General features: G+C 61.8%; 15 protein-coding genes and 1 pseudogene. 9 read left to right on the top strand and 7 right to left on the bottom strand.

Annotated elements, in window-relative coordinates; translation table 11 throughout:
* The first annotated feature begins 57 nt into the window (after positions 1 to 57).
* The 4 genes from NKI97_RS12400 (at position 58) to NKI97_RS12385 (ending at position 4,836) form a co-directional block, all read left to right on the top strand.
* The gene (locus NKI97_RS12400) at positions 58 to 1,032 is read left to right on the top strand and encodes a methyltetrahydrofolate cobalamin methyltransferase (RefSeq protein ID WP_023676516.1); all 975 of its coding nucleotides are present in this window, start codon (positions 58 to 60) and stop codon (positions 1,030 to 1,032) included.
* A gap of 113 nt (positions 1,033 to 1,145) precedes the next feature.
* On the top strand, positions 1,146 to 3,215 hold the full coding sequence (locus tag NKI97_RS12395; protein WP_352834314.1) for an ASKHA domain-containing protein: 2,070 nt from the start codon (positions 1,146 to 1,148) through the stop codon (positions 3,213 to 3,215).
* Positions 3,216 to 3,401: 186 nt separating this feature from the next.
* Complete coding sequence (locus tag NKI97_RS12390; RefSeq protein ID WP_023676518.1) at positions 3,402 to 3,584, top strand: hypothetical protein; 183 nt, start codon at positions 3,402 to 3,404, stop codon at positions 3,582 to 3,584.
* A gap of 268 nt (positions 3,585 to 3,852) precedes the next feature.
* The gene (locus tag NKI97_RS12385) at positions 3,853 to 4,836 is read left to right on the top strand and encodes an alpha/beta hydrolase (RefSeq protein ID WP_352742280.1); all 984 of its coding nucleotides are present in this window, start codon (positions 3,853 to 3,855) and stop codon (positions 4,834 to 4,836) included.
* Between the two features lie 6 nt (positions 4,837 to 4,842).
* On the opposite strand, the gene NKI97_RS12380 is transcribed toward NKI97_RS12385, so the two are convergent.
* Complete coding sequence (locus NKI97_RS12380) at positions 4,843 to 5,742, bottom strand: LysR substrate-binding domain-containing protein (RefSeq protein WP_023676521.1); 900 nt, start codon at positions 5,740 to 5,742, stop codon at positions 4,843 to 4,845.
* Positions 5,743 to 5,971: 229 nt separating this feature from the next.
* Here NKI97_RS12380 and NKI97_RS12375 point away from each other — a divergent pair, with 229 nt between their 5' ends.
* The 5 genes and pseudogenes from NKI97_RS12375 to NKI97_RS12355 all read left to right on the top strand — a co-directional run.
* The gene (locus NKI97_RS12375; protein WP_352452109.1) at positions 5,972 to 6,157 is read left to right on the top strand and encodes a hypothetical protein; all 186 of its coding nucleotides are present in this window, start codon (positions 5,972 to 5,974) and stop codon (positions 6,155 to 6,157) included.
* 335 nt (positions 6,158 to 6,492) lie between these two features.
* Positions 6,493 to 6,627: a hypothetical protein gene (locus tag NKI97_RS12370; RefSeq protein ID WP_013894968.1), complete on the top strand. Its 135-nt coding sequence runs from the start codon at positions 6,493 to 6,495 to the stop codon at positions 6,625 to 6,627.
* A gap of 350 nt (positions 6,628 to 6,977) precedes the next feature.
* Positions 6,978 to 7,916, top strand: coding sequence for a GlxA family transcriptional regulator (locus tag NKI97_RS12365; protein ID WP_348625928.1), 939 nt, complete (start codon positions 6,978 to 6,980; stop codon positions 7,914 to 7,916).
* Between the two features lie 185 nt (positions 7,917 to 8,101).
* Positions 8,102 to 8,281: a type II toxin-antitoxin system TacA family antitoxin gene (locus NKI97_RS12360; protein ID WP_352834311.1), complete on the top strand. Its 180-nt coding sequence runs from the start codon at positions 8,102 to 8,104 to the stop codon at positions 8,279 to 8,281.
* A gap of 192 nt (positions 8,282 to 8,473) precedes the next feature.
* A pseudogene (locus NKI97_RS12355) lies at positions 8,474 to 8,656 on the top strand (GNAT family N-acetyltransferase); the annotation flags it as partial.
* Positions 8,657 to 8,795: 139 nt separating this feature from the next.
* Here NKI97_RS12355 and NKI97_RS12350 read toward each other — a convergent pair.
* The 6 genes from NKI97_RS12350 to NKI97_RS12325 form a co-directional block, all read right to left on the bottom strand.
* Positions 8,796 to 9,578: an ABC transporter ATP-binding protein gene (locus tag NKI97_RS12350; protein ID WP_352452112.1), complete on the bottom strand. Its 783-nt coding sequence runs from the start codon at positions 9,576 to 9,578 to the stop codon at positions 8,796 to 8,798.
* A complete protein-coding gene (locus NKI97_RS12345; RefSeq protein ID WP_352834310.1) occupies positions 9,575 to 10,351 on the bottom strand; it encodes an ABC transporter permease in 777 nt (258 codons plus the stop codon). The genes NKI97_RS12350 and NKI97_RS12345 overlap by 4 nt, the downstream gene beginning before the upstream one ends.
* Before the next feature lie 71 nt (positions 10,352 to 10,422).
* A complete protein-coding gene (locus NKI97_RS12340) occupies positions 10,423 to 11,373 on the bottom strand; it encodes an ABC transporter substrate-binding protein (RefSeq protein ID WP_352452114.1) in 951 nt (316 codons plus the stop codon).
* Between the two features lie 114 nt (positions 11,374 to 11,487).
* Positions 11,488 to 12,336, bottom strand: coding sequence for a DUF1194 domain-containing protein (locus NKI97_RS12335; RefSeq protein WP_352834307.1), 849 nt, complete (start codon positions 12,334 to 12,336; stop codon positions 11,488 to 11,490).
* Between the two features lie 100 nt (positions 12,337 to 12,436).
* Complete coding sequence (locus NKI97_RS12330) at positions 12,437 to 13,399, bottom strand: site-2 protease family protein (RefSeq protein ID WP_352834305.1); 963 nt, start codon at positions 13,397 to 13,399, stop codon at positions 12,437 to 12,439.
* A gap of 7 nt (positions 13,400 to 13,406) precedes the next feature.
* Positions 13,407 to 15,968: a GcvT family protein gene (locus tag NKI97_RS12325; protein WP_352834303.1), complete on the bottom strand. Its 2,562-nt coding sequence runs from the start codon at positions 15,966 to 15,968 to the stop codon at positions 13,407 to 13,409.
* Positions 15,969 to 16,166: the final 198 nt, after the last annotated feature.

Genomic DNA, 16,166 nt, shown 5'->3' with positions numbered 1-16,166 from the left:
TTGATCAGAAACAGATAACGATATAAAGAACTCTTTATATCACGATGGAGAGATTTCATGACCCGCACCATCGTCGCCTCGGCGACACGAGAAATCATCATCGGCTTCGATCAGCCCTTCTGCGTGATCGGCGAGCGCATCAACCCGACCGGCCGTAAGAAACTGGCCGCCGAAATGATCGCCGGCAATTTTGAGACCGTCATCAAGGATGCGCTGGAGCAGGCCGCCTGTGGGGCGACCATGCTCGACGTCAATGCCGGCGTCACTGCAGTCGATCCCAACGCCACCGAGCCGGCGCTGCTGGTGCAGACGCTGGAGATCGTGCAAGGCCTGGTCGACCTGCCGTTGTCGATCGACTCCTCCGTGACTGCGGCAATCGAAGCGGCGCTGAAGGTCGCCAAGGGCCGGCCGCTGGTCAATTCCGTCACCGGCGAGGAGGAAAAGCTCGAAGCCATCCTGCCGTTGATCAAGAAATACAACGTTCCCGTCGTCGCCATTTCCAACGACGAGACCGGTATTTCGATGGACCCCGATGTGCGCTTCGCCGTCGCCAAGAAGATCGTTCAGCGCTGTGCCGACTTCGGCATTCCGGCGCATGATGTGGTCGTCGACCCGCTGGTCATGCCGATCGGCGCGCTGGGCGATGCCGGCCGCCAGGTATTTGCCCTGCTACGCCGGCTGCGCGAGGAGCTCAAGGTCAACACCACCTGCGGCCTCTCCAACATCTCGTTCGGCCTGCCGCACCGTCATGGCATCAACGCCGCCTTCATCCCGATGGTGATCGGCGCCGGCATGACCTCGGCGATCATGAACCCGGTGCGGCCGCAGGAAATGGAAGCGGTGCGCGGCGCCAACGTGCTGAACGGCACCGACGAGAACTGCACCAACTGGATCAGGACCTACAAGGACTACAAGCCTGCTGAAGGCGGCCAGGCCGTTGCCGCCCGGACGCAGGTCAACGCGCCGGGCGATGGCAATGGCAATGGCGGACGCAGGCGCGGCGGCCGCGAAGCGCGTATGGCCCGGGGTTGAGCCAGGTCTTGGCCGACACGATATGGGGCCCAGGACTGGGGAGGAACCGAGACACAGCGGCATCGCTGCCGTGGCCAAGACCCGAGCTGCGTAGAAAGTAAAGTCTGGAACGTATGAACTCTCCCGTCAACATCACCGATCCGCTCGTGCTGTTCATGCCGTCGGGCAAGCGCGGGCGGTTTCCGGTCGGCACGCCGGTTCTGGATGCAGCGCGCCAGCTCGGTGTCTATGTCGAGAGCGTGTGCGGCGGGCGCGCCACTTGCGGGCGTTGCCAGATCGAGGTGCAGGAAGGCAATTTCGCCAAGCACAAGATCGTTTCCTCCAACGATCACCTCTCGCCCAAGGGTGCCAAGGAAGAGCGCTACGAGCGCGTACGCGGCCTGCCCGGGCGCCGCCGGCTGTCCTGCTCGGCGCAAATTCTCGGCGATCTCGTCGTTGACGTGCCGCAGGACACCGTCATCAACGCGCAGACCATCCGCAAGGACGCCGACACCAGGGTCATCGCACGAGATGCGGCAATCCGCATGTGCTATGTCGAGATCGAAGAACCCGACATGCACAAGCCGCTCGGCGACCTCGACCGTCTGAAGATCGCGCTGATGAAGGACTGGGGCCTCAAGAGCCTCGATTTCGATTTCCATCTGTTGCCGCAGGTGCAAGGCATTTTGCGCAAAGGCAACTGGACCGCGACCGCCGCCATCCACAAGGACACCGACAGCGAGACCGCACGGGTCATCGCTTTGTGGCCCGGCCTCAAGAACGAGGCGTACGGACTTGCTTGCGATATCGGCTCGACCACGATCGCCATGCATCTGGTGTCGTTGCTGTCGGGCCGCGTCGCCGCCTCGTCGGGCACATCCAATCCGCAGATCCGCTTCGGCGAGGATCTGATGAGCCGTGTCTCGTACGTGATGATGAACCCGGACGGCCGCGAAGGCATGACGGTCGCCGTGCGCGAGGCCATTTCGGGGCTTGTGGACAAAGTCTGCACCGAAGGCAACGTCCAACGCAACGACATCCTGGATTCCGTGTTCGTCGGCAATCCGATCATGCACCATCTGTTCCTCGGCATCGATCCGACCGAGCTCGGCGGCGCCCCCTTCGCGCTAGCCGTCTCCGGCGCCGTGCACATCAAGGCATCGGATATCGGTTTGAAGCTCAACCAGGGCGCCAGGCTCTATATGCTTCCTTGCATTGCCGGCCATGTCGGCGCGGACGCTGCCGCAGTGACGCTGTCGGAAGGGCCGCACCGCCAGGACGAGATGATGCTGATCGTCGATGTCGGCACCAATGCCGAGATCGTGCTCGGCAATCGCCAGCGGGTCGTGGCGGCCTCATCGCCAACTGGCCCGGCCTTCGAAGGTGCGGAAATCTCCGGTGGCCAGCGCGCCGCACCGGGTGCCATCGAGCGCGTCCGCATCGATCCTGAAACGCTGGAACCGAAATACCGCGTCATCGGCTCGGAACTCTGGTCCGACGAGCCGGGCTTCCTCGACAGCGTGCAGGCGACCGGCGTCACCGGTATTTGCGGCTCCGGCATCATCGAGGTGGTCGCCGAGATGTATCTCGCCGGCATCATCTCCGAGGACGGCGTCGTCGATGGATCGCTGAGCGGCCACTCGCCTCGCGTCGTCGCCAATGGCCGCACCTTCTCCTATGTGCTGAAGGAAGGCGAGCCCAAGATCACCATCACCCAGACTGATGTGCGCGCTATCCAGCTTGCCAAGGCCGCCCTTTATGCCGGCACCAAGCTTTTGATGGAAAAGCAGCACACCGATCATGTCGACCGCATCCACTTCGCCGGCGCATTCGGCTCGTTCATCGACCCGAAATACGCAATGGTACTGGGCCTGATTCCGGATTGCGACCTCGACAAGGTCTCGGCCGTTGGCAATGCGGCCGGCGCCGGCGCCCGCATGGCGCTGTTGAACCGTGGCTATCGCCGCGAGATCGAGGAAACCGTTAGCAAGATCGAGAAGATCGAGACGGCGCTGGAGCCGAAATTCCAGGAACATTTCGTTTATGCCATGGCGCTCCCGAACAAGATCGACCCGTTTCCCAAGCTGTCGGCGGCGGTGAAACTGCCGCCGCGCAAGACGGTGAGCGAAGACGGCATTGCCGGCGACGCTGCCCCGCGGCGGCGTTCGCGCGAAGGCCACGCCGCGCGGCGCGGGCGGGGATGACTCGCCTCCGCTAGGCTGTCAGACCTTCCATTTTCATTTGTATGCAAATGTTTCCAGATCGCGCCGATCTGGAAACGAAATCGCGTTTTCGTGAAATTCGCCAGATACATAGGCGGAGCATTTAACCGGCATCGAACGGCAGGCGGAAACAGTTTTCGGCCACCGCAACGCTCCAAGGAGATCAAGATGTCGATGTTCGAAAGCCTCGGCCGCTATGGTGCGGCCTTCAAGAAAACACGCGAAGCGCGCAAGTCGCTGCGCATCCTCAACAGCTTGCCGCCTGAGATCCAAAAGGACATTGGCTGGCCGGTGTCGCCGCGTTCGAGCGAAAGGCAGCTTTCGGTCGGATGGGGCATGCAGCGCGGATGAAATTCATCGACAAATGCAAGCTGCTCGGTATTCGCCGGAGCCGCAATGCGGCTCCGGCTGCACCCAGCAATTGGCTGCGCGCCGCGTTGCTGCCGCGGCGTTGAGCTGCGCCGGTAGGCCAGAGACTTCATGGCCGGACGTTTTGTCGACAGCTGGGATCAAACGACCGTGTTGAGATTGCACCAATCTTGACTTTTTTGGTGGCGACACAATCTTCGAAATAGTCGGGGGTTCTCTTAGTCGGCTCAGCCGAAGTCCGTGTATCTGCATGCCCAGTCTCAAAAGCCACGTCGTGTCGTTCGTCCTCAGGTACAGCCGCAAGAAGGCGTTTTCTAGCCCCGAGAACCTGCAGCGCTGGATCGCCTATGCGCGCAAGACGGAAAACCATCAGCCGCCTGCGTCGCTGCGGTCACGCCTGGAGATCACAACCCGCACGATCAACGGCTTTCCCGTCTACGAGATCGCTCCCCAGGCTGGTGAGCGGAGGCGGATTCTCTACCTGCACGGCGGCGCTTATGTCTTTGAAATCACACCCTATCATTGGCGGCTGATCGCCGACATGGCCGACCGCCTCGGGTTCGGTATCACCGTGCCGATCTATCCCATTGCTCCCGAACACGATTTTCACGCCATGTTCGGCATGGTCGGCGCCGTCTACCGCCAGATGTTCGGCGAAACCAGCGCGACTGATATCATCTTCATGGGCGATTCCGCCGGCGGAAACATGGCCGTCGTGCTGACGATGATGGCTGCGCAAAATGGCCTGCCCTTGCCATCACGCCACGTGCTGATTTCGCCCGGTCTCGACGTGTCGCTCGCCAACCCAGAAATGTATGAGGCCGAACGCAACGATCCGTGGCTGGGCATTGCCGGCGGCCGCGAGGCGATCCGACTTTACAGCGCCGGCATAGATCCCACCGACTGGCGCATCAGCCCGGTTTACGGCGACCTGTCGGTGCTGCCCAAAACGCTGCTGCTGACCGGTTCACGCGATCTGCTCACCCCCGACAATCTGATCTTCGCGGAAAAGGCACGCGCGGCCGGCGTCGAAATTGAGGTCGTCCACGAGCAAGGCATGTTCCATGTCTGGCCGTTGATCGACATGCCGGAGGCGCGACGCGCGCGGGACAGCATAGTGGCCTTCTTGACCAACAAAACTGACAGTTATCATGCCAAGGCAGGAGAGTTGTCGCTGCAAAGGGCAGACCGCGACGGAACCCCTCGCGATCTGGTTGCGCCGCTCAGGTCGTAGTTTGGCTCAGAACTTCCCAGTTTCCCTGAACATCTCAAACGTCGCGCGGATATGGTCGGCGACTGCCTTCACCGGCGCGCTGGCGTCCGGCGTCACCACCATGGCGAGGTTGTAGGTGCCGATGTCAGGCATGCCGTCCTTCGGGCACAGCTCGACCATGTCGCTGCCGAGGAAGGATTTCGGCAGCGGCGCCACCGCAAGATCCGCCATGATCGCGGCGCGCTGGCCGGCCGTGTGCGCGCTCATATAGGCGATACGGTAGTTGCGGCCCTCGCGGCCAAGCGCCTCCAATGCCCCTGCCCGCCAGGCACAGCCCTCTTCCCACAATGAGACCGGCAGCGGCTCGCGCAGATGCGCGCAACCGCCCTTGGCACCGGCCCAGACGATCGGCTCTGTGAGCAGAACTTCGGCGCCGATCGCGCTGGTCTTGTAGGAGTTGGTGAGCAGCGTGATATCGAGCGCCCGGTCGTCCATGCGCCGGCGCAGATTGACGCTCTGGTCGATGGTGACGTCGACCGCGATCGATGGATGCGACTGTGCGAACCGCTTCAGCACATGCGGCAGCACACGTTCGCCGTAATCGTCCGGCGAGCCGAGCCGCACCACCCCGACAATGTCTGGAATGATGAACTTCGACACCACCTCGCGATTGATCGACAGCAGCCGGCGCGCATAGCCGAGCAGCATCTCGCCATCGGTGGTCAGCGTCACCGAACGGGCGTCGCGCGCGAACACCGAGCGGCCGAGAATGTCCTCCAGCTTCTTGATCTGCATGGAGACGGCCGACGGCGTGCGGAAGACCGCATTGGCCGCAGTGGTGAAGCTGCCGGTCTCGGCGATCGCGACGAAAGTGCGCAGAACATCCAGATCGAGCAGCGGCAGCGGATGATTGAGTGGGGCGTTCATGGCAAGCGACCTTCAATTTTTCTGATGCAAACCATCATTCCATTTCGTTTGATTGAACATCAGTTTGGGAGGATAGTCAACTCCATCGAAAGCAGGACGCATCGAAGTGGTCCCGAAACAACCATGACACGGACCTGCAATCGACACCAAATGAAGCTGAAACAAACCCGGTGTACCGCCTGACGCTGCAAGCGCCGGGACAACCCGGCCCAACGCGAAGGAGAATGAGATGTCTATCCTGTCATCCATCGGTCGGATCGCGACCGAGTTCAGCGAGGCCCGTGCCCGCTACCAGACGGAACGCGCCATCCGCGCGCTGCCGATTGAACTGCAGAAGGATATCGGCTGGCCTGAAGCTGCCGATGCCAAGGCCGGCACTCGCCATGGTGTGGGATCCTGGGCTGGAGCAAAGTAAACCGTGTGTATCAACAGCTGAAGGCCTGCCGCGCAGATCAGCCCGGCAGGCCTTTTTGTTTGTACTCCAATGATTTTCCCGAGCCATGTCGCCGTCGCATGCCGCATATGAGCAAGTCGCATAGCAGCCCGCACTGGCAATCAACACATTGTAAATAATCGAAAATCCTGGGCAGAATGCCCAAATTTGTCGCATTCCGTGTCGCTTTTCATATCAAGTGCTTCGCTTTTGCGATTTAGTTTCCCCTCACGTAAGCCTATATCATCATCAACAAACGAGCTGCCCCACTCCATCAAGCGAAGGCGACCCGTCTGAGCAACCGAATGGAGATGATCATGAAGCTTTTTGCCCGCCTCTTTGCCCGTCGCGAAATGAACCTGACGACCGCGCTCGAGCGTCAGCGCCTGGCCAACACCATGCCTGGCCAGACCGGTGCCATGGCTGCCGCGCGCCTCGGCTTCGTCGCCTGAGACGCGGCAATCCGGGCGGAAGCAGCCTAGCGCTGCTTCGAAGTCGATCCAGCGCCGCTTCGGTTTTGCCGAGGCGGCGTTTTCGTGTGCGCAGACTGCGTAGGCTCGTTTGCTCGATCCGGCGGCATGTCGCGTCCTTCGCCGCATAGCGATTGCCCATTTGCGACCCGTGTCGCAAATAAAGTCGCTCCGTTGCCATCTAGCCAATTGACAGGAAACGTCTTTCCTGATGTCGCTATGCTAATCGCGACATCCTGTTCGCGCCATTGCAGCGTGAGGATCTACCCGTGAACGTCGTAAAGCACCCGATCCGGCGATCGTTCGTATTCTTCCTGGTCCCCGATTTCACCATGATCGCCTTCGCGACGGCGCTCGATCCGTTGCGTTCGGCCAACCGCATGCTCGGCTATGAAGCCTATCGCTGGCGGCTCGCCAGCATCGACGGCAAGCCGGTGCGCGCCTCGAACGGCGTCGAATGCGCCGTCAACACCTCGCTGGAGGAAGAGCGCAAGAAAATGTCCGGACCGGACCGGCCGAACATGGCCATCGTCTGCAGCGGCATCAATGTCGAGCGCTACCAGAACAAATCGGCCTTTGCCTGGTTGCGCGAGGAGTACAATCGCGGCGTTGCCGTCGGCGGCCTGTGCACCGGCGCGCATATCCTGGCCGCCGCAGGCCTGCTGTCCAACAAGCGCTGCGCCATCCATTGGGAGAACCTGCCGGGCTTTTCCGAGGCGTTCCCCAAGGCCAATGTCTTCGCCGACCTCTTCGAGATCGACCAGAACATCTACACCTGCGCCGGCGGCACCGCCGCGCTCGACATGATGCTGAAGCTGATCGGCGACGATTTCGACGAAAGCCTCGTCAACCGCGTCTGCGAGCAGGTGCTGACTGATCGCGTGCGCAGCCCGACCGACCGCCAGCGCCTGCCGCTGCGCGCCCGCCTTGGCGTGCAGAATTCCAAGGTTCTGACCATTATCGAGCTGATGGAAGCCAATCTCTCCGAGCCGCTCTCGCTGATCGAGGTCGCTGACCATGTCGACCTGTCGCGCCGGCAGATTGAGCGCCTGTTCCGCACCGAGATGGGGCGCTCCCCTGCCCGTTACTATCTGGAGATCCGCCTCGACCGCGCCCGGCACCTGCTGATCCAGTCGTCGTTGCCGGTGGTCGAAGTGGCGGTCGCCTGCGGCTTTGTTTCCGCCTCGCATTTCTCCAAATGCTATCGCGAGTTGTACGCCCGCTCGCCGCAACAGGAACGCGTCGACCGCAAGCAGCTTCTGGCGGCTTGATCCAGCACGTTTCGCGCGCGCGGCCGAAATTGTCATGACATTGTCTGGCGTGGTATCCTTCAATCGAGAGGTACCAATGACGACCAGAACCACCAGATCGGAAAAACTGGACTTGCGCCTTACCCCCAGGCAAAGCGTACACTCGCAACCGCCGCCGCGACCGAACGCGGTTCGCCAGCGATTTCGTGCTTGAAAGCGAGCTTGCGCGAGCCGAAGAAACATTAGCCGACCGGCGCAGCTTTCATCTAGACGCCGAAAAATGGATCGCGTTCATGGCAGCGCTCGACGCGCCAACGCGTGATCTCCCCCGCCTCAAGCGCTTATTGAACGAACCAAGCATTTTTTCCGGTCGCGATCCAGCGTGAGCGAGTTCCAGATCGAGAAACTGGTCCGCAAGCATTTGGTGGACATGTTCGACTGCGGTGAAGAACCGCTCAATCGCTTTCTCGTACGCTATGCATTCCAAAACGAGCAAGCCAATGCATCGCAGACCTACATTGGTCTCTCTGGCGAAGATGTGATCGGCCTTTACACCCTGGTCGTTGGTGAAGTTAAATATGAGGGTGGCGCCCGAGCGATCGACGAAAGGTCTCGCCCGCCATCCGGTGCCTGTAATGCTGCTGGCGCGTCTTGCGGTCGGTCTGGACTGGCAAGGCAAAGGCGTCGGCGGCGGACTGTTGCGCGATGCCGTCCTGCGCAGGTTGCAGGCGGCCGATATTGCAGGTATCCGCGCGGTCGTCGTCCACGCCAAGAACGACGGCGCCCGCACGTTTTACGAACGCTACGGATTCGCGCAATCGCCGACGGACCCGCTGCATCTTTACGTGCTATCAAGGACTTACGAAGTCTCTGAGCCGTTCAGGCGCCTTGCTGACCCGACTATATCTGCGCCGTGCGCATCGCCTCGACGCGGATATCTTCCGTCAGCCGCGCCTTCAGTGCCGAAAACTCCGGGCTGGTCTTCAGCGTGTAGTGGCGCGGATGCGGCAGGTCGACGGCAACGTCCGATTTGATGCGGCCCGGCCGTGCCGTCATCACGACCACGCGCGACGCCATGAAGATCGCCTCCTCTATGTCGTGGGTGACGAACAGCACCGTTTTTTGCCGGCGCTCCCAGATGCCGAGAAGCAGTTCCTGCATCAGCCCGCGGGTCTGGTTGTCGAGTGCGCCGAACGGCTCGTCGAGCAGCAGGATCTCCGGATCGTTGGCCAGTGCCCGGGCAATCGCGGTGCGCTGCTGCATGCCGCCGGAAAGCTGCTTCGGCCAATGGTTTTCAAAACCTCTCAGCCCGACGAGATCGACGTAAGAAGCGACGATTTCGCTGCGCTCGTGCTCGGCCATTCCACGTTCGCGCAGGCCGAAGGCGATGTTCTCGGCGACCGTCAGCCACGGAAACAGCGTATAGGACTGGAAAACCATGCCGCGGTCTGGACCGGGCCGGTCCACCACCCTGCCGTCGAGCAGAACACGTCCCCCACTCGGCGCTTCGAGGCCGGCGACGATCCTGAGCAGCGTCGACTTTCCACAGCCGGATGGCCCCAGGATGGTGATGAAGTCGTTGGCGGCGACCGCCAGATCGATCGGCATCAGCGCCTTGACCGGCTGCCCACCGCCGACACCGGCGAAGGTGCGCGAGACGCCTTCGATGAGCAGCTTGCTCACGCCAGGCTCCATGGAAACAGCCAACGGTTGAGCGCCTTGAAGGCGAAATCGGACAACAGCCCGATCAGGCCGATGACGATGATGCCGAAGATGATCTGCCCTGTCGCCAGCCGCGACTGGCTGTTGATGATCATGTAGCCGATGCCCGACGACGAGCCGATCAGCTCGGCGACGATGACATAGGTCCAGGCCCAGCCGAGCACCAGCCGCAGGGTCTCGGCAATCTCCGGCGCATTGGCCGGCATGATGACGCGCCGCACGATGCCGTTGTCGGACGAGCCAAGCGTGTAGGCCGCCTCGACCAGGTCGCGCCGTGTGCCGCCGACCTTGACCGCGATGATCAGGATGATCTGGAACACCGAACCGACGAAGATCACCAGCAGTTTTTCGAGCTCGCCAACGCCCGCCCACAGGATGAGCAGCGGGATGAAGGCCGATGCCGGCAGATAGCGGGCGAAGGAGACGAACGGCTCCAGGAACGCCTCCACGGGCTTCCAGGCACCCATCACGATGCCGAGCGGCACGGCAACGATGGCCGCCATCAAGAACCCGCTGAAGACGCGCCAGATGGTGATAAGGATGTCGAGCCAGAAGCGGTCCTCGACCAGCAGCCGCCAACCGTCTCTCATCATCGACAGCGGATCGGCAAGGAAAATGCGATTGACGTGGCCGCCAAGCGTGATCCACGCCCAGAACGCCACGAACAGCACGAAGAACGAAATGCCGAGCACGGTTCGAATGCCCGGCGAGACCGGATGCAAGGGGCGCGGCATCTTCGACCGTCCTCTGATCTGAATGAAAAAGCGGCGGCGCACGCGCCGCCGCCGGGCGACAATCCTGCCGGTTAGTCGGCGACGGCGCTGGTGTCGGCCAATGTCGAGACGTCAGGCGCTTCCTTGATCAAACCCATCTGCAGCAGAAGCTCGCCGGCGGTCTTGGAAAAGTCCTGGAATTCCTTGGTGAAGAACTGCTTGTTTTCAGCCTTATCGGCCCATTTCAGGTATTTGGCCGACTCTTCGAATTCCTTGGCCGACTGCTTCACGTCGGCACCCATCGTCTCATAGGATTTCGCCGGATCGCTCTTGATCAGGTCGAGTGCCTCGAAATAGCTGTCGGCAAGCGCCTTGCCCGCATCCGGATTGGCCTTGAGGAACTCCGGCGTGCAGCCGACCGTATCGAGCACCATCGGATAGTCGAGAGTGGTCACAAGGATATGGCCCTGGTCGGACTTTTCGCGCACCGCCGAGATGAACGGCTCATAGGTGACCGCCGCATCGTTCTGGCCGGCGAGAAACGCCTGCGCCGCCGCATCCGGCTCCAGGTTGACGACCGTCACGTCCTTGGTCGACATGCCGTTCTTGTTGAGCACCCAGGCCAGCATGAAATAGGGCGAGGTGCCCGGCGCCGAAGACGCGACCGACTTACCTTTGAGATCGGCGACGGTCTTGATGTCGTTGCGGGCGACGATGCCGTCGGCGCCGTAGGATTTGTCGAGCTGGAATATCTGCTTGGTCGTCACGCCATTGGCGTTCCAGACCAGCCAGGTCTCGACCGTGGTGGCGGCGCATTGCAGGTCGCCGCTGGCGATGGCGAGCGGCCGGCTGGCTTGCGGCACCTTCTTCAAGGTGACGTCGAGGCCGTGCTTTTCGAAGATGCCGGCCTGCTTGGCGAGCGTCAGCGGCGCAAAGCCCGTCCATCCACTGATGCCGATGCTGACCGATGTGGCGGCCATCGCCGGCGCGGACAATCCGACGGCAAGCGTCAAGCTTGCGGCAAGAATTCCGATCCTGTTCATGTCGGTTCCCCTTTTATGTGTTCGGATGCGGAATTGTGTCACAGACGCCCGCAGGCTTGTCAATGAAGCAGATGCTGCACTGCGGTATGTCACCATCGACAGCAAACTCCGCCATCAGCGGCTGTTGTACATCCAGCTGCGGTCGCGCCACATTTTTTCGCCGACCAGGCAGTCGGTGACGGGGATGTCCTGTGCCAGCACCAATGGCGGATGCGCCGCCTCTTCCGCCGCTCGCTCCGGCGAGGCCGGACCGGCAAGCTCCAGCACCAGCTTGCGGCGGATGGCCTCCGGAAACTGCGTCCAGTCATTGACGGGGATCATGAAGGAGCCCGGCCCGCCGATGACGCAGTCGCTGTAGTAGCGGTCGAGATTGTTGACATCGTAAGCGCTGCTGAACCCGCCCCTGGTCATCAGCGGTAGGCCGTTGACGGTGATGCCTTGCTTGATCACGGCGTCGCGGGTGATATCGACAGGTGCGCCCTGGTTGTTGGGGCCGTCACCCGAAATGTCGATCACCCGCTTGACGCCCTGGAAGCCGCTTTCAGCAAAGAGATCGCTGGCGAATTCCAGCGCGCCGGAGATCGAGGTGCGCCTGGCACTGGCCGGCGGATGAGCGGAAAGCTGCGCTGCCAGCCGCTCGGCGTCGGCACGATTGGCGATCACCGTCCACGGCACGACGACCTGCTGCCAGGTCGCGCCAGCCCATTCGACATAGGTGACGGCAATCTTGCCATGAGCGCCTTCGCCGATTGCCTGCAAGACATCGTCATGCGTCAGCGCCGCCGCATAGCCATGACGCTGGATTTCGAGCTCGTCCGGCGACATGGACAGCGAAACGTCGACTGCCAGCACCAGTTCGACGTCGACCGGCTCGGCGGCGCGGGAGTTTGCAGTCAGCCATAGCACCGACGCCAGCGCGGCGGCACCCGAGACGAGATGTCTTGCACGGGCAAAACCAGACATGACGCACGGTAAGCGAAAATCGCCGATCGACAAAGAGAAAAGCCCGGTGGAGAGCCGGGCTCATTCGGTCACATTTTTGCGAACCGCCGGAAAACGAATTTCATTTGTGGATGCGGTGCCCGCCCCGTCCCCGCCACTCCACGGCCTTCTCGACATCCGTCTCGGAGGATGGGTCCGGCTTCGGTTTTCTAGCACCGACCCCGCGCGCTGCCCTCCAGTTCGGCTTGAATGACGGCGGAAGCCACAACAGAATACCTGCAACCGCGGCAGGCAAGATGATCGCAAAACGCAGAATTGAAAGTACGATGCCGCAGATGCCGACGATCTGCGCGGCCCGGCGGACGCCGAAGCGTCTCAGGAACAAATGTCTTGCAATCACGCCGCCATCCAGATCGTAGGCGGGCAGGATGTTGAGAATGATAAGTGACACGTTCAACAATGCGCCAATCCAAAGCGTCCATTCCAGAGGACCGGCCGATCTTGACGGCAGCCACCCGAATGGCCTTTCGGGCGCAACTGGGATGAGTTCTCCAAAAACCAGATAATAGGCCGCATCGAAAAACGCGGCGAGCGCGACGTTCGCCAGGGGACCCGCTATCGCAATCCGCGCCCAGGCAGGCGATGGCGCTGCGGCGCGTTTGAAACGCGTGAGCCCGCCGAAGAGATATAATTCTATCCTGTCGGTGGCGACGCCTTGTCGGCGTCCGATCCAGGCGTGTGCCAGTTCGTGCAGAAATATCGACGCAAACAGAAGCGCTGCAAAGATAGAGGTATGGATCAGTGCATCCTTGGGTCGGCTCGCCCACTCGTTCAGGAAGGGCAGCACAATGGGAATTGCGAAGGTCCAGCTGACGCGAACCGGGATATTCCGGTTCAGCTGAAACACAAGCGCATCGTTTTTTCTGTCCCAGCCGATCCGCCGCAAAGGCACCGCCCAATCGCAGCGCGACGGTAAGCGAGAATCATCGCTCCACAAAGCGAAAAGCCCGACGATGAATCGGGCTTCTGCATTCAGGTCCTGCTGGCACTGCTCTGCTTGCCTGTGTGGAGAATCGGCAGGCAAGCAACGCTTAGCTGCGCGGATTGAGGTTCTCCGGGTCGTAGAGCGGCCTGTAGCCGACGGCGGCCACTTCGACCGGGTACTTCTCGCCGAAATATTCGACGCTCAGCTTGCGGCCCTCCTGGCAACACGCCCAGGGCAGGTAGGCGAGCGCGATGTTCTTGCCGAGGGTCGGACCATAAGCCACCGAGGTCGTGAAGGAGCGGCGGCCGAGCTCGTCGACGAGCGTCTTACCGGTTTGCGGGTCCATCACCGGCATCGTGCCAACCGGATAGCGGGGAACACCATTCGAATCTGTATTGTCCGTCATGATAAGCGTGCAAAGCATGGCCGGCTGATGCACCCGGGCGCGATATTCCAGATGCTTTGCCTTGCCGCAGAAATCGGCCTCCTTGACTTTCGGACGGGCAAGGTCGGCTTCCAGCAGATTGTATTCGGTCAAGAGGTCCGCATTCTGCAGGCGCAGGCTCTTCTCCATGCGGCGGCTGTTGGCATAGGTCTCGACGCCAAAGGCCATCACGCCGGTCGACCGCAGCGCGTCCCAGACAGCCAGGCCGTCCTCGTAGCGCATATGCAGTTCCCAGCCTTGCTCGCCGACATAGGAGATGCGGAAGGCGGTCACGTCCTTGCCGGCGATCCTGACGGGCTTGATCGCGGCAAAGGGAAAATTCTCAGGCGTCAGTCCGTCGGGGTTTTCCACGACCTTGCCTAATGTTGCCCGCGCGTTCGGACCCCAGATGCCGACGGTCACATATCTCTCGGTCACATCGGTGACGGTAACGTCGAAGCCTTTGTCCTCTGCCGTCCGGCGCATGTACTTGAAGTCGCGCGGCCCGGCATCAGCGCCGTCGATGACGCGGCAGCGGTCGGCCATGCGGATGACGGTCAGGTCGGCGCGCACCATGCCTTCCTCGTCGAGGAAATGGGTATAGATGCCCTTGCCGATATTGCCGTCACCGCCGATCTTTGCCGCGCACAGCCATTCCATCAGCGCGACATGATCCGGGCCTTCCACGTCGTACATGGCGAAATGCGACAGGTTGACGATGCCGCAATCCTCGCTCATCGCGAGATGCTCGGCGTTCGAGACGCGCCAGAAGTGGCGGTTATCCCATTCGTTTTGGCGCACCGGCACCCGGTTGCCGTATTTCTCGAGCAGATGCTCGTTGGCGGCGTAGCCATGGGCGCGCTCCCAGCCGCCGAGCTCCATGAAATAGCCGCCGAGTTCCTTCTCGCGCTCCCAGAAGGGCGAGCGGCGGACATTGCGAGCCTTGGAGAACGGCTCGCGCGGATGGACCGCCGGGTTGTAGACCTTCATCGCGGTTTCGGTGCAGCGATCCCAGATGAACTGTTCTTTCGTCTGGTGCGGATAGAAACGCGAATAGTCGATGGCGTGGTGGTCGATCGCCGTGCGGCCATCCGTCATCCAGTCGGCGATGAGCTTGCCCATGCCGGGGCCGTCCTTGACCCAGATCGCCACGGCATACCAGAGGCCCCTCACCTTCTGGCTTTCGCCCATCGAGGGGCCGCCGTCCGCCGTCACCTGCAACAGGCCGTTGAAGGAATGGCTCTCATTGTAGCCCAGCTCGCCCAGGATCGGCGTCAGTTCCATGGCGCGCTCGAGCGGCGCCAGGATTTGTTCCATGTCGAGATCGCGTTGCGACGGCGAAAGCCGCGCCTCGTTTTTCTCGAGAATATCGCGCGGATGGCAAAGGCGCGGATTGGTCTCTTCGTAATAACCCCATTCGATCTGCCCGCCTTCGGCGGTCTTGGGGTCGCCGGTATCGCGCATGTAAGCCGAGTTGCCCTGGTCGCGCAGCAGCGGCCAGCCGATCTCCTTGCCGGTGCCGGCGAACTCAGTGTACGGCCCGAAGAAGGTAAGCGGATGGTCAATCGGCATGACCGGCAGGTCCTCGCCCGCCATTTCCGCGATCAGCCGTCCCCAGATGCCGGTGCAGACCACGACATAGTCGGCCTCGATGGTGCCGCGGTCGGTCACCACGCCCTTGATGCGGCCGTTCTCGATGACGAGCGACCTGGCCGACGTATTGGCAAACGCCCTGAGTTTGCCGGAAGCTTCCGCCTGGTCGACAAGCTTGCCGGCGACGGTCTGCGAGCGCGGGATGACGAGGCCGGCGTCGGGATCCCACAGGCCGCCCTGTACCATCTGTTCTTCGATCAGCGGGAATTTTTCCTTGATCTCGGCGGGATCGATCAGGCGGGCGCGTGTGCCGAAGGCCTTCGCCGAGGCGATCTTGCGCTTGATCTCCGCCATGCGGGCGTCGTCGCCGACGCGGGCGACCTCGAGGCCGCCGATGCGCGCGTAGTGACCCATCTTTTCGTAGAAATCGATGGAATAGAGCGTCGTCCAGCACGACAGGAAATCATGGCTGGTCGTGTAGCAGAAGTCGGAGGCATGCGCCGTCGAGCCGATATCCGTCGGGATGCCCGATTTGTCGATGCCGACAATATCGTCCCATCCGCGCTCGATCAGGTGATGGGCGACCGATGCGCCGACGATGCCGCCCAGCCCGACGATGACGACCTTCGCCTTTTCCGGAAACCCTGCCATTGCCCGCGACTCCAAGATGCTATTGCGAGCAGACTATAGGGCGGCGCGGCGCCGCGCTTGCAGCCTGTTTGCGACATCGCCAAAAAAGCCCGCGCCACCAGCCCGTCGAATGCAGTTAGACCTACGCCTTCGCCCTGCTCGGTATGAAGGCGCTGCTAGAGCCCGTCCTGCGCAGCTTCGAAGAAAAGTGCATACCTT

The sequence above is a fragment of the Mesorhizobium sp. M0296 genome (genome assembly GCF_040321675.1).
Lineage (GTDB): Bacteria > Pseudomonadota > Alphaproteobacteria > Rhizobiales > Rhizobiaceae > Mesorhizobium.
The sequence above is the reverse complement of the archived record's forward strand: the minus strand, read 5'-3'. Positions and strand labels throughout refer to the sequence as shown.

Bases quoted from the DNA above. Each gene is read 5' to 3' on its own strand.
- NKI97_RS12335 (WP_352834307.1), bottom strand. From the start codon at position 12,336: ATGTCTGGTTTTGCCCGTGCAAGACATCTCGTCTCGGGTGCCGCCGCG.
- NKI97_RS12395 (WP_352834314.1), top strand. From the start codon at position 1,146: ATGAACTCTCCCGTCAACATCACCGATCCGCTCGTGCTGTTCATGCCG.
- NKI97_RS12375 (WP_352452109.1), top strand. From the start codon at position 5,972: ATGTCTATCCTGTCATCCATCGGTCGGATCGCGACCGAGTTCAGCGAG.
- NKI97_RS12370 (WP_013894968.1), top strand. From the start codon at position 6,493: ATGAAGCTTTTTGCCCGCCTCTTTGCCCGTCGCGAAATGAACCTGACG.
- NKI97_RS12390 (WP_023676518.1), top strand. From the start codon at position 3,402: ATGTCGATGTTCGAAAGCCTCGGCCGCTATGGTGCGGCCTTCAAGAAA.
- NKI97_RS12385 (WP_352742280.1), top strand. From the start codon at position 3,853: ATGCCCAGTCTCAAAAGCCACGTCGTGTCGTTCGTCCTCAGGTACAGC.
- NKI97_RS12400 (WP_023676516.1), top strand. From the start codon at position 58: ATGACCCGCACCATCGTCGCCTCGGCGACACGAGAAATCATCATCGGC.
- NKI97_RS12365 (WP_348625928.1), top strand. From the start codon at position 6,978: ATGATCGCCTTCGCGACGGCGCTCGATCCGTTGCGTTCGGCCAACCGC.
- NKI97_RS12340 (WP_352452114.1), bottom strand. From the start codon at position 11,373: ATGAACAGGATCGGAATTCTTGCCGCAAGCTTGACGCTTGCCGTCGGA.
- NKI97_RS12380 (WP_023676521.1), bottom strand. From the start codon at position 5,742: ATGAACGCCCCACTCAATCATCCGCTGCCGCTGCTCGATCTGGATGTT.
- NKI97_RS12325 (WP_352834303.1), bottom strand. From the start codon at position 15,968: ATGGCAGGGTTTCCGGAAAAGGCGAAGGTCGTCATCGTCGGGCTGGGC.
- NKI97_RS12345 (WP_352834310.1), bottom strand. From the start codon at position 10,351: ATGCCGCGCCCCTTGCATCCGGTCTCGCCGGGCATTCGAACCGTGCTC.